10 protein-coding genes are annotated in these 13,401 nt (G+C 60.1%); 3 read left to right on the top strand and 7 right to left on the bottom strand.

Annotated elements, in window-relative coordinates; genetic code table 11:
- Nucleotides 1-22 precede the first annotated feature (22 nt).
- On the bottom strand, nucleotides 23-907 hold the full coding sequence (gene pssA / locus KVY02_RS02635) for a CDP-diacylglycerol--serine O-phosphatidyltransferase (RefSeq protein ID WP_081138874.1): 885 nt from the start codon (nucleotides 905-907) through the stop codon (nucleotides 23-25).
- 150 nt (nucleotides 908-1,057) lie between these two features.
- Entirely contained in the window at nucleotides 1,058-2,074 is a 1,017-nt protein-coding gene (gene ilvC / locus KVY02_RS02630) for a ketol-acid reductoisomerase (RefSeq protein WP_016916053.1), read from the bottom strand.
- Nucleotides 2,075-2,265: 191 nt separating this feature from the next.
- Here ilvC and ilvY point away from each other — a divergent pair, with 191 nt between their 5' ends.
- Nucleotides 2,266-3,153: an HTH-type transcriptional activator IlvY gene (gene ilvY, locus KVY02_RS02625; RefSeq protein WP_218314267.1), complete on the top strand. Its 888-nt coding sequence runs from the start codon at nucleotides 2,266-2,268 to the stop codon at nucleotides 3,151-3,153.
- Nucleotides 3,154-3,230: 77 nt separating this feature from the next.
- Here the strand turns inward: ilvY and ilvN are convergent, their stop codons facing one another.
- The 5 genes from ilvN to rluD all read right to left on the bottom strand — a co-directional run bounded on the left by ilvN (nucleotide 3,231) and on the right by rluD (nucleotide 10,410).
- Complete coding sequence (gene ilvN, locus KVY02_RS02620; RefSeq protein ID WP_016916051.1) at nucleotides 3,231-3,722, bottom strand: acetolactate synthase small subunit; 492 nt, start codon at nucleotides 3,720-3,722, stop codon at nucleotides 3,231-3,233.
- On the bottom strand, nucleotides 3,722-5,446 hold the full coding sequence (locus KVY02_RS02615; RefSeq protein WP_218314265.1) for an acetolactate synthase 3 large subunit: 1,725 nt from the start codon (nucleotides 5,444-5,446) through the stop codon (nucleotides 3,722-3,724). The genes ilvN and KVY02_RS02615 overlap by 1 nt, the downstream gene beginning before the upstream one ends.
- Before the next feature lie 498 nt (nucleotides 5,447-5,944).
- The gene (clpB, locus tag KVY02_RS02610) at nucleotides 5,945-8,539 is read right to left on the bottom strand and encodes an ATP-dependent chaperone ClpB (RefSeq protein ID WP_016916049.1); all 2,595 of its coding nucleotides are present in this window, start codon (nucleotides 8,537-8,539) and stop codon (nucleotides 5,945-5,947) included.
- A gap of 159 nt (nucleotides 8,540-8,698) precedes the next feature.
- The gene (gene pgeF, locus KVY02_RS02605; protein WP_081138872.1) at nucleotides 8,699-9,454 is read right to left on the bottom strand and encodes a peptidoglycan editing factor PgeF; all 756 of its coding nucleotides are present in this window, start codon (nucleotides 9,452-9,454) and stop codon (nucleotides 8,699-8,701) included.
- Nucleotides 9,451-10,410, bottom strand: a complete 960-nt coding sequence (gene rluD / locus KVY02_RS02600) for a 23S rRNA pseudouridine(1911/1915/1917) synthase RluD (protein WP_081138870.1) — start codon at nucleotides 10,408-10,410, stop codon at nucleotides 9,451-9,453. The genes pgeF and rluD overlap by 4 nt, the downstream gene beginning before the upstream one ends.
- A 197-nt stretch (nucleotides 10,411-10,607) precedes the next feature.
- Here rluD and KVY02_RS02595 point away from each other — a divergent pair, with 197 nt between their 5' ends.
- Together KVY02_RS02595 and KVY02_RS02590 are read left to right on the top strand one after the other, a co-directional pair.
- The gene (locus tag KVY02_RS02595; RefSeq protein ID WP_016916046.1) at nucleotides 10,608-11,423 is read left to right on the top strand and encodes an outer membrane protein assembly factor BamD; all 816 of its coding nucleotides are present in this window, start codon (nucleotides 10,608-10,610) and stop codon (nucleotides 11,421-11,423) included.
- Nucleotides 11,424-11,658: 235 nt separating this feature from the next.
- Nucleotides 11,659-13,368, top strand: a complete 1,710-nt coding sequence (locus KVY02_RS02590; RefSeq protein ID WP_218314263.1) for a methyl-accepting chemotaxis protein — start codon at nucleotides 11,659-11,661, stop codon at nucleotides 13,366-13,368.
- The last annotated feature ends 33 nt before the right edge of the window (nucleotides 13,369-13,401 follow it).

Here is a 13,401-nt window from a genome sequence, read left to right as displayed (position 1 = left end):
GCTTTTGTAAAATAATTTCAGCTCAGTGTTTGGACTTTGCCTTGCGCATGACAGCCAGCACTGGCCCCGAGCAGACGTAGGCACCAAACAGCAACAGCAGCATGACCGAGGGCTGTACCGAGATCATCACGAACCCAAGCACCACCGCCAGCAGCACCACGAAGGGCACGGGCTTCTTGAAGTCCAAATCCTTGAAGCTGTAGTAGCGGATGTTACTCACCATGAGAATACCCGCCGCGCCCACTACCAGCAGCATCAGCAGCTTGAAGCCAACGGCATCGGCGTCGAAGCTGTGGAATGTCCACACGCTGGCGGCGACCAGCGCCGCAGCCGAAGGGCTGGGCAAGCCGATAAACCACTTTTTGTCGACGCTGCCGATCTGTACGTTGAAGCGGGCCAGGCGCAGGGCAGCACACGCCACATAGAGAAAGGCCACCACCCAGCCGGTCTTGCCGATATCTTGCAGTATCCAGGTAAAGGCGACCAGGGCAGGCGCCATGCCGAACGAGATCATGTCCGACAGGCTGTCGTACTCGGCCCCGAAAGCGCTTTGCGTATTGGTCATGCGCGCCACGCGACCATCCAGGCCATCCAGCACCATGGCGATGAAAATGGCCACCGCTGCCGACGTGAACTCGCCATTGATCCCGGCCACCACGGCAAAGAAACCAGAAAACAGTGCCGACGTGGTAAACAGGTTGGGCAGCAGGTAGATGCCCTTGCGGCGAATTTTCTTGCCGTTTTCGACGGCCTCCTCCACGACTTCGGTTTCACGAAGAAAGGCAGCGGCAAGATCCTCGTTCCGCACGATTTCCTCTTCCTTCGACGAAGGAGTAGCCGCGCTGTCCGTATCTGCAGCGGACGAAGGGAGCGATTCCTGCTCTGGGTCGCGAGCATCCTGAGTCATAAGTGTCATCCATTTAGAGTGAAGTCACATTCACAAGTAACCCTTCTCATTCTACACGGTGAACCCTTGCCGACCAGTCCTGACAGCCGGAATGCAAAACGCCCCGCAGCACGCATAGGCGCTTCGGGGCGTTTTCATAACGGTGATCGATCAGTTTTTGGACTTGTCGACCAGCTGGTTGGCAGCAATCCACGGCATCATGCCGCGCAGCTTGGCACCCACCTGCTCGATTTCGTGCTCGGCATTCAGACGACGGCGTGCAGTCATGGAAGGATAGTTGGTGTTGCCTTCCTGGATGAACATCTTGGCGTACTCACCGGTCTGGATGCGCTTGAGTGCATTGCGCATCGCGGCACGGGACTCGTCGTTGATGACCTCAGGGCCGGTCACGTACTCGCCGTACTCCGCATTGTTGGAGATGGAGTAGTTCATGTTGGCAATGCCGCCTTCGTACATCAGGTCGACGATCAGCTTGAGTTCGTGCAGACACTCGAAGTAGGCCATTTCCGGTGCGTAACCTGCTTCGGTCAGAGTTTCGAAACCGGCCTTCACCAGCTCGACCGCGCCACCACAAAGGACCGCCTGCTCGCCGAACAGGTCCGTTTCGGTTTCATCCTTGAAGGTCGTCTCGATGATACCGCTGCGGCCACCGCCAACGCCTGCAGCGTAAGAGAGCGCCAGCTCTTTGGCGTTGCCAGAGGCATCCTGGTGGATCGCGATCAGGTCGGGAATACCGCCGCCCTTGACGAACTCGGAGCGCACGGTGTGGCCCGGTGCTTTCGGCGCGATCATGATTACGTCGAGGTCTTTACGCGGCTCGATCTGGTTGTAGTGGATGTTGAAACCGTGGGCAAACGCCAGGGTCGCGCCTTCTTTCAGATTCGGCTCGACTTCCTGCTCGTAGATGGCTTTCTGGTTTTCGTCCGGCGCCAGAATCATGACGACGTCGGCGGTCTTGCACGCTTCCGGTACGCTGGCGACTTTCAAGCCTGCCGCTTCTGCTTTCGCCGCAGACGAGGAGCCTTTGCGCAGCGCTACGGTGACATCGACACCCGACTCTTTCAGGTTGTTGGCGTGGGCATGCCCCTGAGAACCGTAGCCGACGATGGTGACTTTCTTGGCCTGAATGAGGGAAAGGTCGCAATCTTTATCGTAGTAAACGTGCATGGCGAGACTCCAGATCGGTTGAATCAGATCGTTATCGTGTATGTGTCAGCGTTGATGGCCACCCGCGCCGTCTAGTGCAGCACTGGGATTAGGCGTTGAGGTCACTCTACGCCAGCGGCACCATTGCGTAAAACGCTATATTTGCAACATACTATTTCATAAAATGAAATCACACTCAGGGCATCGACCCCATGGATTTTCGTCTTCTCAAGCACATGGTCACTCTGGCGGATACGCTGCATTTCGGGCGCGCCAGCGAGCTGTGCCATATCAGCCCTTCCACCTTGAGCCGCTCGATTCAGCAGGTGGAGAGCGAACTGGGCACCCGGCTGTTCGAACGTGACAACCGGCATGTCACGCTGACTCCGCAAGGGGTCGCTTTCCTGCGCTACGCCAAGGAGACGCTGGAGCAGTGGGAAACCCAAAAGCGCACGCTGGCCACCAGCGCGACACAGCTCAGCGGTGAAATCAGCATCTACTGCTCGGTCACCGCCAGCTACAGCTTTTTGTATGAGCTGTTGAGCGATGTGCGGGTACGCCACCCCGGCATCGAGCTCAAGCTGCATACGGGTGACCCGGCAGACGCCATGAACCGCGTACTGGAAGGGGCCGATGACATGGCCATTACGCCCAGGCCTCGTATTCCTCCCAGCGCCCTGGCGTTCAAGTCGCTCACCCGCTCGCCGCTGTTGTTCATCGCCCCGACGGAAACCCATGCCTGGCTGCCTAGCCATCCGGAAAGCTCGACCGCCGAACAGTGGCGGCATGTGCCCATGATTCTGTCGGAGGCGGGCCTGTCGCGGGAGTACGCCAACACCTGGTTCAAGGCCATGGGCATTGCGCCCCGTATCTATGCCCAGGTGGCGGGGCATGAGGCCATCGTCAGCATGGTGGGGCTAGGATTTGGGGTCGGTGTGGTGCCGCGTATCGTGCTGGACAACAGCCCGCTGGCAGAGCGTGTACAGGTACTCAACGTCAAGCCCGAGCTGCCCCACTACGATGTCGGCCTGTGCGTGCTGAACCGGCGGCTGCAGAATCCCATGATCGATGCTTTCTGGACCACGGTGGCACCTCGCTAGCGGCATCCGCCTTGCGCCACTCAAAAACAAAAAACCGCCCGGCGAAGGGCGGTTTTGGGGTGGGTACTAACGCGCGATCAGAGCGACAGCACCTTGTCACCGCGGGCAATGCCGGAGACGCCCGTGCGCGCCACTTCCAGAATGCCCACCGGCGCCATGGCCTGCAGGAAAGCATCCAGTTTGGAGGCATCGCCGGTGATCTGAACGGTGTAGAGGCTCGGTGTCACGTCCACGACCTGGGCGCGGAAGATATCCACGGTACGCTTCACTTCATCACGGGCAGCGCCCAGCGCCTTGACCTTCACCAGCATTAACTCCCGCTCGATGTGGTTACCTTCGGTCAGGTCGACCAGCTTCACCACGTCGATCAGCTTGTTGAGGTGCTTGGTGATCTGCTCGATCACCCGGTCGTCACCGATGGTGGTGACCGTCAAGCGTGACAGCGACGGGTCTTCCGTCGGTGCTACGTTCAGCGTTTCGATGTTGAAGTTACGCTGAGAGAACAACCCGACTACACGTGACAGCGCACCCGGTTCGTTTTCCATCAGAATCGAGATGATATGACGCATCAGGTACGCTCCGTTTTGGACAGCAGCATGTCACGCATCGCGCCTAACGGCACTTGCATCGGGTAAACGTGCTCAAAGGGGTCGACCTTCACGTCCAGGAATACCAGCTCATGCTTGTTGGCAAAGGCACGCTCCAGCGCTGGCTCCAGCTCGTCCAGGGTAGTGACCGTGATGGCGGTAAACCCGTAAGCTTCGATCAGCATATGGAAGTCGGGCAACGACTCCATGTAGGAGTGCGCATGGCGGGATTTGTAGTTCAAGTCCTGCCACTGGCGCACCATCCCCAGCGACGCGTTGTTCAGGTTGACGATCTTGACCCCCACCCCGTACTGCTTACAGGTGGAAAGCTCCTGCATCATCATCTGGAAGCTGCCTTCCCCCGTGACACATACCACGTCGTCTTCGGGGAAGTTCTGCTTGATGCCCATGGCGGCCGGAAAGCCGAAGCCCATGGTGCCCAGGCCACCGGAGGTAATCAGGCGGTTGGGCTTGTCGAACTTGTAGTACTGCGCAGCAAACATCTGGTGCTGGCCCACGTCGGTGGTGACGTACGCCTCGCCCCGAGTGACGCGACACAGCGCCTCGATGACTTCCTGGGGCTTCAGCGCCTCGCCGGGCCTGGAGGGCTCATAGAGCTTGCCTTCCCGCTCGGCGCGCCAGCCGTCGATCTTCTGCCACCAGTCGGCCAACGCTTCGGGGTGGGCAATCTCGTGCCCCTGCACCAGGCTGATCATCTCGTTGATGACACTGGCGGCTGGACCGACGATGGGCACGTCGGCACGCACGGTCTTGGAGACCGAACTGGGATCGACGTCCACATGGATGATCTTGGCCGTGGGGCAGAATTTCGACGTGTTGTTGGTCACGCGGTCGTCGAAACGTGCGCCGATGGCAATGATCAGGTCCGCGTGGTGCATGGCCATGTTGGACTCATACGAGCCGTGCATGCCCAGCCAGCCCAGGCACTGGCGGTCGCTTTGCGGGTAAGCGCCAATGCCCATCAGCGTGGTGGTGATCGGATAACCAAGCTGCTTCACCAGATCGGTCAAGCCTTCGCTGGCCTTGCCGGTGACCACACCACCGCCGGTGTAGAACACCGGGCGCTTGGCCTTCAGCATCATCTCGACGGCTTTCTTGATTTGCCCGGTATGCCCCCGGGTCACCGGATTGTAGGAGCGCAGTTTGACCTTCTTCGGGTACACGTACTCGTAGCGCTCGGTGGGCGCGGTCATGTCCTTGGGAATATCGACGACCACGGGGCCGGGGCGACCGGTAGAGGCCAGGTAGAAGGCCTTTTTCAGCACTTCCGGGATTTCAGAAGGGTGACGAATCGAGAAGCTGTGCTTCACGATGGGCCGGGTCACGCCGACGATATCGGTTTCCTGGAAGGCGTCGTCACCAATCAGGTGGCTCATGACCTGACCACACAGCACGACCATGGGAATGGAGTCCATGTAGGCAGTCGCGATACCCGTGACTGCGTTGGTCGCACCGGGGCCGGACGTCACCAGCACCACACCGGGCTTGCCGGAGGCACGGGCATAGCCGTCAGCCGCGTGGGTGGCCGCTTGCTCGTGACGCACGAGGATGTGCTTCACTTTGTCCTGGCGGAACAGCGCATCGTAAATATGCAGTGCCGCACCGCCAGGATAACCATAGATGTACTCTACGCCCTCATCTTGCAAGAAGCGGGCGATCATGTCTGCGCCGGAAAGCAGTTCCACTGTATTTCTCCCCTGGAGGTCTCGAGTGCGATCCGCAGGACATCCTGCGGGGTCGAGTGCGGCGGTATGCCGCTGCCGGCCCATGCCGGCACCTGATGCCAAACCCTGGCAATATGGCCCGGTTAGGGCCTGCACTCTCATCGGGAGCACGCGTTGCTGGTCACCATGGCCTGTCTGGACGTGGCGAGCTTGACACGTGCCTCCCTTACACGGCGGTTTGCCGTGTCGGGGCGTTGGCCAGGTCAGGCGGTTAGCCCGAGCCCGGAAGTCCTTCGGCGGGTAGAGGCGTGAGCCTACCCTTCGCGCGGTGGTGAGGGATTGCCCGCTGGTTCCGCGCCCGCAAATCAGGAACCCACAAGATTCCATTAGCGCCCTTGGCGTGTCAACCACCTATCCGAGCAAACGCAACAAAGGTCGCAGTCGCTGCAAAAAAATGCCCCGCCAGCGTCACTGACGGGGCATTCGCCCTATTTGATTGCGCAGCAAGCCCCTACGGGATCAGCCAAAGATCAGCTTGCCTTCACCCGCGCTGATGCGAATGGTATCGCCCGGGGCGTACTTGCCAGCCAGCAGATCCTGCGCCAGCGGGTTTTCGATGCGGCTCTGGATGGCACGTTTCAGCGGCCGCGCGCCAAATACGGGGTCGAAGCCAACCACTGCCAATTGCGCCATGGCGTCGTCACTGATTTCCAGGCTCAGGTCGTGCTCTGCCAGGCGAGCCTTCAGGCGCTCCAGTTGAATACCGGCAATCGCTTGAATCTGCTCCTGGCCAAGGGCATGGAATACCACCACTTCATCGATACGGTTGATCAACTCAGGGCGGAAGTGATTGCCCACTACTTCCATGACTGCCTGTTTCATCAGCTCGTAGTCGCTGCCGTCGTCACTGCTGGTGTCGCCTCCCATGCGCTGGATGATGTCCGAGCCCAGGTTGGAGGTCATGACGATGACCGTATTGCGGAAGTCAACGGTACGCCCCTGACCATCGGTCAAGCGCCCATCTTCCAGCACCTGGAGCAGGATGTTGAACACATCCGGGTGGGCTTTTTCCACCTCATCCAGCAGCAGCACCGAGTACGGCTTGCGGCGCACCGCTTCGGTCAGATAACCGCCCTCTTCATAGCCGACGTAGCCAGGCGGTGCGCCAATGAGACGGGCCACGGAGTGCTTCTCCATGAACTCGGACATATCGATGCGCACCATGGCCTCTTCGGTATCGAACAGGAAATTGGCCAGCGACTTGCACAGCTCGGTCTTGCCCACCCCGGTGGGGCCCAGAAACAGGAACGAGCCGTTGGGGCGGTTGGGGTCGGAGAGACCCGCCCGGGAACGCCGCACCGCGTTGGCCACTGCTTCCACGGCTTCGTGCTGACCGATGACCCGTTCGTGCAGGGCATCTTCCATGCGCAGCAGCTTGTCACGCTCGCCTTCGAGCATTTTGGACACCGGGATGCCGGTCCAGCGGGACACGACTTCGGCAATCTCCTCTTCCGTCACGTTGGAGCGCAGCAGCTGATGGCTGGTGGTATCGGCTTCACCCTCACCCGCTTCGCTGATCTTTTTCTCCAGCGCGGGAATCTTGCCGTACTGCAGCTCCGACATGCGCCCAAGATCCCCTTGGCGGCGCGCCTGTTCGAGGTCGATACGCGCTTGCTCCAGCTCGGCCTTGAACTGCGCTGCACCCTGGATGCTGGCCTTTTCCGCCTTCCAGATTTCATCCAGGTCGGCGTACTCGCGCTCCAGCTCATGGATGTGCTGATTGAGGGCTTCCAGACGCTTTTTCGTGGCGTCGTCGGTCTCTTTCTTGAGCGCCTCCCGCTCCATCTTGAGCTGGATCAGACGGCGGTCGAGACGGTCCATCTCCTCCGGTTTGGAGTCCAGCTCCATACGGATGCGCGATGCAGCCTCGTCGATCAGGTCGATGGCCTTGTCCGGCAGCTGGCGGTCGGTGATATAACGGGTCGAGAGTTTGGCCGCCGCGATGATGGCCGAGTCGGTGATATCGACACCGTGGTGAACTTCGTAACGCTCCTTCAAGCCGCGCAGAATGGCCACGGTATCCGCTTCCGAGGGCTCGTCCACCAGCACTTTCTGGAAGCGCCGCTCCAGGGCCGCGTCTTTTTCGATGTACTGACGGTACTCATCCAGCGTGGTGGCCCCGACACAGTGCAGCTCGCCTCGGGCCAACGCCGGCTTGAGCATGTTGCCAGCGTCCATGGCGCCTTCCGCCTTGCCTGCGCCCACCATGGTATGCAGCTCGTCGATGAACAGGATCACCCGACCTTCTTCCTGGGAGAGCTCCTTGAGCACGGCTTTCAGCCGTTCTTCGAATTCCCCGCGGAATTTCGCGCCCGCCAGCAACGCCCCCATATCCAGCGAGAGCACACGCTTTTCCTTCAGGCCTTCGGGCACTTCCCCATTGACGATACGCTGGGCCAGGCCTTCGACGATCGCGGTCTTGCCCACGCCCGGCTCACCGATCAGTACAGGGTTGTTCTTGGTGCGGCGCTGCAACACCTGGATGGTGCGACGAATTTCGTCGTCACGACCGATCACTGGGTCGAGCTTGCCTTCCAGCGCTCGCTGGGTCAGATCGAGGGTATATTTGTTCAGCGCTTCACGCTGATCTTCGGCGTTGGGGTCGTCAACGCGGGAGCCCCCACGCAGGCTGTCGATGGCCGCCTCGAGACTTTTGCGCGTCAGCCCGGCCTCTTTGAGCAGTTTGGTGATGGCACCGTTCATTTCCAGCGCTGCCAGCAGCACCAGCTCGGAGGCAATGAACTGATCGCCGCGCTTTTGCGCTTCGCGGTCGGTCAGGTTCATCAGTTTGACGAATTCCCGAGAAGGCTGGACCTCGCCGTCGAACTGGCTGACTTTGGGCAAGTCTTCCAGTTGGCGCTGCAAGCCGTCGCGCAGCCGGGAACCGCTGCCTTCGGCTTTTTCGATCAGCGCCTTGATGCCGGTATCGCGCGTGTCGAGCAGCGCCAGCAGCAAATGGGCAGGGTCGAGTTGATTGTGGCCACGCCCCACGGCGAGGGATTGAGCCTCGGCAATGGCGGCCTGCAACTTGGCAGTAAATTTATCGAATCGCATGGAGTGCCTCCTGGGGGGGGTGCCGTGCGTTTCGACCCACGGCGCACCCCGATAACCTGTCGTTGAACGTGCTAAAGACGATTAGCTTGACAAGTAACATGGCGGCAGTTATGGCCATTTCAAGAGGCGTGCGATATTAACCAGCCGCTGCCCGACTGCTCACTTGATCCAGATCACGCTTGCCATGCGGCCGGTGTTGCCGTTATCCCGCCGATAAGAGTAAAAGCGCGATTCGCAGGCCGTACAGAAGTGACCACCGCTGATCTGATGGATGCCCAACGCCTCCAGGCGAAAGCGCGCCAGGCGGTACAGGTCGGCCATGTAATGGCCCAGACGATAAGGGCTATGATCGAAGGCTTCTGCGGTGTCGGGCTGGATGGCCACGAAGGTGCCGTACACTTCCGGGCCCACCTCGAACTGGGCATTGGAGATCGCCGGGCCAAGCCACACCAGAATGTCTTCGGGGTCGCAGTTCATCGCTGCCACCGTGGCTTCCAGCACACCACCGGCGAGCCCGCGCCATCCGGCGTGGGCCGCCGCTACCTGGGTGCCCTGCCGATTGCAGAACAGCACCGGCAGGCAGTCGGCGGTCAGTACCACACAGGCATAGTCGCTGCTGCTGGCCACCGAGGCATCGGCTTCTGGCACGCTTTCCTGATACTCCTGTTGCACCCGTGCCCCGTGGGTTTGATTGAGCCACAGCAGCGGACGGCTATCGCCGATTTCCTTGTGCAGCAGCCGACGACAAAGCGCCACGTGGTCGGCGTTATCGCCCACGTGGGCTGCCGGGTTGAACGCCGCGAAGTCGTTCTGGCTGGGGCCTGTCTCGCGGGTGGTCACAAAGGCCTGCACGTTGGCAGGCGCCGCCCAATCAGGGCGCAGCAGCGTGGGGCGCAGGTCTATGGCATCGCTCATCGCATGGTCTCGCTATCTTCACGCAGATAATCCAGCAGCATCAGCAAATCGTCAGGCAGCTCCGCCTTGAAGGTCAGCGTTTCTCCACTGGTGGGGTGGACGAAGCTCAACTGGCGCGCATGCAGCGCCTGACGGGGAAATTCACGCAGAATCTCCTTCAATGGCCCGGCTGCCCCCGGCGGTAGCTTGGCGCGACCGCTGTACAGCGGGTCGCCCACCAGCGGAAAACGCGCATGAGACATATGCACGCGTATCTGGTGAGTACGCCCGGTTTCCAACTGGCAGCGCACGTGGGTGTGCGCGCGGAACCGCTCGACGACACGAAAATGCGTCACCGCAGGCTTGCCCGAGGCGGTCACGGCCTGGCGCTTGCGATCCTTCGGATGCCGACCAATGGGGGCGTCGATCGTGCTGCCCGACACCGGCTTGCCGAGCACGACCGCATCGTACTGGCGTGACACGGTCCGCGCCTGAAGCTGCTCCACCAGCGCCGTTTGCGCGGGCAGGGTCTTGGCCACCATCATCAGGCCAGTGGTGTCCTTGTCCAGCCGATGGACGATGCCCGCTCGGGGCACTTCTGCCAGCGAAGGGTGATGGAACAGCAGCGCATTGAGCAGCGTGCCATCGGGATTGCCTGCGGCAGGATGTACCACCATTCCCGCAGGCTTGTTGACCACCATGACGTCGTCGTCTTCATAAACGATGTCCAGGGCGATGTCCTGGGGCGCAAAGCGAGTGTCTTCTTCGATGGTGGCGTGGAGCGCCAACACTTCGTGACCGTGCAGCTTGGCCTTGGGCTTGGCCTTGGCCCCATCGACCGTAAGCTCTCCCGCATTGATCCACGCTTTCAAGCGCTCGCGGGAATAATCGCTGAACAACTCCGCGGCGGCCTGGTCCAAGCGTGCGCCCGCCAGGGTGGCGGGGACGCGCTGCGTGGCTTCCACAATTCGAGACATGAATGACCTCTTTATGACACAAACACGCCTACTTCTGGATGATACGACACCGCTAACCCCTTACAGCAAAGTATCGCCAAGCCTGCGTTTTGCGCTCAGGTGTTTTATAGTGGGCTGACTGCGACCTATTCTACCATTTCTACTTATGGCCATCGTCGCTTTTCGGTGATTGAGGCTTGTTTGCAACGAGGATGATGATGCGCGTTTTTTCCGCTGCCAACCGCTTTGGCGCCCTGGCCCTGAGTCTTGCCCTGTTAGCAGGCTGTGCCAGCAATGACACCACTCCGGAAGACGAAGACGAGCTTGCCGGTGTTCAAGAGCGCGAGCTGTATGAGCTGGCCCGTACGGCCCTCGACAGCAATCGCTACCCTATCGCCATCGAGCGCCTGGAAGCCCTGGACACCCGCTACCCGTTTGGCCCTCATGCCGAACAGGCCCAGCTCGAACTGATCTACGCCTACTACGAGAACAGTAACTGGGAAGAGGCCCGCGCGGCGGCCAGCCGATTCATTCGCCTGCACCCTGACCACCCGCAAGTGGATTACGCCTATTACCTGCGCGGGCTGTCCGCCTGGCAAGCAGGGCGCTTCAGCCTGGAACGCCTGCGCCTGATCGATATTTCCAAGCGCGACCTGGGCGCCTCACGGGATGCCTACAACGACTTCCGCGAGCTGATTCAACGCTATCCGCAAAGCCAATACGCCCCGGATGCCCAGCAGCGTATCGTCTACCTGCGTGAGCTGCTGGCTCGCCATGAGCTGCATGTCGCCGACTACTACCTGCGTCGTGGCGCCTTCCTCGCGGCCATCGAGCGCGGTCGCTGGGTCGTTGAAAACTATCCGGAATCCAACGCCACGCGGGATGCTCTGGCCACCATGGTAGAAGGTTACCAGGGCATGGGCATGCAAGATCGCGCCAGCGAAGTGCTGGCCGTGCTGCGTGAAAATGCGCCTGATCACGAGCAGCTTCAGGGCAGCCGTTTCGTGCCTAAATACAACGGCGGCCGTAACTAACGCTGAAGCGGGGTACTAGCCCCCCCCTTTTTAAAAGCTATACAATCGATGCATCTTATCTAACCACGCTTTGGCGTGGTTTTTTGTTTTTGTCACAAAAGCTTAATTAACAGATACTTGATTAGATTTTCAAAAACCAATACCGATACAAATATTGTACAAAATATTCACGCGGCGCTATTATTGCCCCGCCGAACATAATAAAGCGCCTGCACGGCGCCTGAGGAGCTTCCTTATGCCATCCCTGTATAAACGCCTAGCCGGCACGAAAATCAGCACCCGACTGACCGCCGGTTTCTCGACGATCCTGCTATTGCTGGTACTGCTGACAGCAGCCGGTATCTATCAGGTCAACCAGATCGACCGCAGCCTGAACGAGATCAACGATATCAACGGAGCCAAGCAGCGATTCGCCGTGGACATGCGAGGCAGTGTACATGATCGCGCGATCGTGTTGCGCGACGTGGTCATCACGGCAGGCAACGGCAACCTGGGCACATTGCAAGACGAGCTGACCCGTTTGCGTGGCCTCTACGACACTGCCATCAGCAAGATGCGTGACCTGAACCAGCAGTACCCCGCCACGTCACAAGAGCAGGCGCTGCTGAGCAGCATCAATGATCAGGCCACTGCCACCATGGCCCTGTCGGAGCAAGTGATCGATGCCAGGAACGCTGACCAATATGAGCAGGCGCAGGCGTTGATGCTCGAACAAGCGGGCCCGTCTTACCGCGAGTGGTTGAGCCGCATCAATCAATTCATCGACCTGCAAGAGCAGATCAACAATGCCACCACCGAGGATGCCCGCGCGACGGCTTCAGGTTTTCAATTGCAGATGCTGGGCCTGACCCTGTTTGCCCTGTTGATTGGCAGCATGATTGCGGTGTTCCTGTCACGCCAGCTGCTCAGAGAGCTGGGCGCCGAACCCTATGAAGTCAAGGCATTTGCAGAAGCGATTGGGCGCGGTGAGCTGGCGACCAAAGGCCGTGTGAAGAAGAATGATACACGCAGCATCATGGCTTCCCAGGTCGCCATGGCCAAGCAGCTCCAAGATATCGTGACGCAGGTGCGCGCATCGGCCGAGGCGGTCGCTTCCAACAGCGAGCAGATCGCGGAAGGCAATAATGACCTGGCGTCCCGCACCGAAGAGCAGGCCAGTGCACTGGCAGAAACGGCGTCTGCCATGGAGCAGCTCAACAGCACCGTGAGGCAGAACGCCGACAACTCTGAGCAAGCCAGTCATGAGGCTGCCAGCGCCTCGAAGACGGCGACCCAGGGCGGTGAAGCGGTGCACCATGTCGTGGCCATCATGAACGACCTGAACAAGAGCTCTCAGGAAATTGCCGGCATCATCTCCACCATCGACTCGATTGCTTTCCAGACCAACATCCTGGCCTTGAATGCGTCGGTGGAAGCCGCACGGGCCGGTGAACATGGCCGAGGCTTTGCCGTGGTTGCCGAAGAGGTTCGCAAACTCGCCCAGCGCAGCGCCGATGCTGCCCGGGAAATCAATGATTTGATCAGCAGCAACCTCGAACGCGTCAACCATGGTAACGAGCGTGCAGAAGAGGCCAGCAAATCGACCGAAGACATCGTCCACGCCATCGAGCGGGTGACCAGCATCATGCAGGAAATCAGCCATGCCAGCGCTGAACAGAGTGCTGGCGTGCAGGAAGTCGGGCAAGCCGTGACCGAAATGGATCAGGTGACCCAACAGAACGCATCGCTGGTTCATGAGAGCGCCACGGCGGCCAACAACTTACGCCAAAACGCGCATCAGCTGCTCCACGCCATGGGGGCGTTCAAACTGCCTGCCACCACTGGCGCGACGCCTTCCCGCCAGCAACACGCTCCGGCTCAAGAACTGAAGCGCCCTGCCGCCACGACACCGGCGTTACCCGCCTCGAAAACGACCTCGGCAGAGCCCGAGTGGGGAAGTTTCTAAATAAAACGCGCGCTTTGCCGTTAACTATTTAGA

The sequence above is a fragment of the Halomonas sp. 18071143 genome (assembly GCF_019211725.1).
Taxonomy (GTDB): domain Bacteria; phylum Pseudomonadota; class Gammaproteobacteria; order Pseudomonadales; family Halomonadaceae; genus Vreelandella; species Vreelandella stevensii.
The sequence above is the reverse complement of the archived record's forward strand: the minus strand, read 5'-3'. Positions and strand labels throughout refer to the sequence as shown.